Origin of the sequence: Streptomyces sp. NPDC127084, from assembly GCF_042724175.1 — a bacterium.
In the GTDB taxonomy this organism is placed as follows: Bacteria; Actinomycetota; Actinomycetes; order Streptomycetales; family Streptomycetaceae; genus Streptomyces.
In genome coordinates this window covers 1-2,405 of sequence record NZ_JBHXFA010000043.1, presented here as the reverse complement: position 1 = coordinate 2,405, position 2,405 = coordinate 1, and the positions used below count along the sequence as shown (strand labels likewise).

At 67.7% G+C, this 2,405-nt stretch carries 2 protein-coding genes; one reads left to right on the top strand and one right to left on the bottom strand.

Annotation, left to right across the window (positions count from 1 at the left end; translation table 11 throughout):
• Positions 1-193: 193 nt before the first annotated feature.
• Positions 194-661, bottom strand: coding sequence for an RDD family protein (locus ACFWI9_RS13055; RefSeq protein WP_387161390.1), 468 nt, complete (start codon positions 659-661; stop codon positions 194-196).
• A gap of 200 nt (positions 662-861) precedes the next feature.
• Between ACFWI9_RS13055 and glnA the strand changes: the two genes are divergently transcribed.
• The gene (gene glnA, locus ACFWI9_RS13050) at positions 862-2,271 is read left to right on the top strand and encodes a type I glutamate--ammonia ligase (protein ID WP_387161388.1); all 1,410 of its coding nucleotides are present in this window, start codon (positions 862-864) and stop codon (positions 2,269-2,271) included.
• Positions 2,272-2,405 lie beyond the last annotated feature (134 nt).

Here is a 2,405-nt window from a genome sequence, read left to right as displayed (position 1 = left end):
CTGGGGGGCTATTGGGGTTCGGGTTGGTTTGGGAGGGGGGGGGGAGGGGGGGGGTGTCGGTTTGCGCTTTTTTGGGGTGGGGGGCCGGGGGTTGGGGGGGGCCCCTCACCGTTCCGCGTGGCAGGCTCCGGAGCCTGCTCACGAGTAAGCACGACGCGGCCAGGTCACCACCTGGCCGGTCAACGAGCCCGCGCTAGATACGCACCTGTACGGCACCCGAGAAGCGGTCGTGCAGCCCGCGCCCGTCGCGGTCCCACACCAGCGCCGGAATACCGAGGCAGAGCAGGACACTGCGCAGTACCACGCGCCCGAAGCCCAGCCGCCCGCCGTTCACGGAGATGACGCGAAGGCCGAGGAGCCGCTTCCCGGGCGTGCTGCCGATGGTGCCGACGGTGAGCACACTCAGTACGAGCAGCACCAGCAGCGCGGGGTTCCCCGCCGCGGACCAGTCGCCCCCGGTGATGAGCCCCCATGCGATGAGCATGCAGAGACCCCAGTCGATGAACAGCGCCCCGAAGCGCCGTCCGAGGGGTGCGATGGCGCCCGGCCCCTCCTGGGGCAGTCCGAGCTGCTCGCCCCGGTAGCCGAGGTCGGCGCCCGCTTCCTCGACCGCCGCGCGGGGACCGGAGAGCCACGAACCGATTGCTTGCCTGTTGTCCACCCGTCCACGGTACTGTGCGCGCTTTTGATCACCCCAGGCCGGGTCCACCGGCAACCGGTCCGGTTAACGTCCGCGAAACAAATGAGTCATGCTGGAGAAATCCCCGCTACCTAGGGTCGTGTCCAGCGTGTGCCACCGCACTGGCCGCACGACCGAGCGACAACCCCGCCCCACCCCGGGCCGGGAGTAGGAGGAGTTGGATGTTCCAGAACGCCGACGACGCCAAGAAGTACATCGCGGACAACGACGTGAAGATGATCGACGTCCGTTTCTGCGACCTTCCGGGCGTGATGCAGCACTTCACCGTCCCGGCAGCGGCGTTCGACCCGTCCGAGGAGCTCGCCTTCGACGGCTCGTCCATTCGCGGCTTCCAGGCGATCCACGAGTCCGACATGGCGCTGCGCGCGGACCTGTCCACGGCGCGCCTGGACCCGTTCCGCCGCGACAAGACCCTCAACATCAACTTCTTCATCCACGACCCGATCACCGGCGAGCAGTACAGCCGTGACCCGCGGAACATCGCCAAGAAGGCCGAGGCCTACCTCGCCTCCACCGGCATCGCGGACACCGCGTACTTCGGCCCCGAGGCCGAGTTCTACGTCTTCGACTCGGTGCGCTTCGCCACCACGGCGAACGAGGGCTTCTACCACATCGACTCCGAGGCCGGCGCCTGGAACACGGGCGCGCTCGAGGACAACCGCGGCTACAAGGTCCGCTACAAGGGCGGCTACTTCCCGGCCCCGCCGGTCGACCACTTCGCCGACCTGCGCGCCGAGATCTCCCTGGAGCTGGACAAGGCGGGCCTCCAGGTCGAGCGCCAGCACCACGAGGTCGGCACCGCCGGCCAGGCCGAGATCAACTACAAGTTCAACACGCTGCTCGCCGCCGCCGACGACCTGATGCTCTTCAAGTACATCGTGAAGAACGTCGCCTGGCGCAACGGCAAGACCGCGACCTTCATGCCCAAGCCGATCTTCGGCGACAACGGCTCCGGCATGCACGTCCACCAGTCCCTGTGGCAGGGCGGCTCCCCGCTGTTCTACGACGAGCAGGGCTACGCGGGCCTCTCGGACACCGCCCGCTACTACATCGGCGGCATCCTCAAGCACGCCCCGTCGCTGCTGGCGTTCACCAACCCGACGGTGAACTCCTACCACCGCCTGGTCCCGGGCTTCGAGGCGCCGGTCAACCTGGTGTACTCGCAGCGCAACCGCTCGGCCGCGATGCGTATCCCGATCACGGGCTCCAACCCGAAGGCCAAGCGCGTCGAGTTCCGTGCCCCGGACCCGTCCTCGAACCCGTACCTGGCCTTCTCGGCGCTGCTGCTCGCCGGCCTCGACGGCATCAAGAACAAGATCGAGCCGGCCGAGCCCATCGACAAGGACCTCTACGAGCTGGCCCCCGAGGAGCACGCGGGCGTCCCGCAGGTCCCGACCTCCCTCCCGGCGGTCCTCGACGCCCTTGAGGCGGACAACGAGTACCTCCAGGCCGGTGGCGTCTTCACGTCCGACCTGATCGAGACCTGGATCGACTACAAGCGCACCAACGAGATCGCCCCGATCCAGCTGCGTCCGCACCCGCACGAGTTCGAGCTCTACTTCGACATCTAAAGAGCATGATCGGCCGACGTGGGCGGAAGCCCTGGCTGTGACCTACGGGAACTCTTCTCAGGTGTTCTCACTGTCAACACTTGCTCTTTTCGAACTCTGAGCCGCGGATTCCGTGCGAAGGCCGCCCCCCCCGG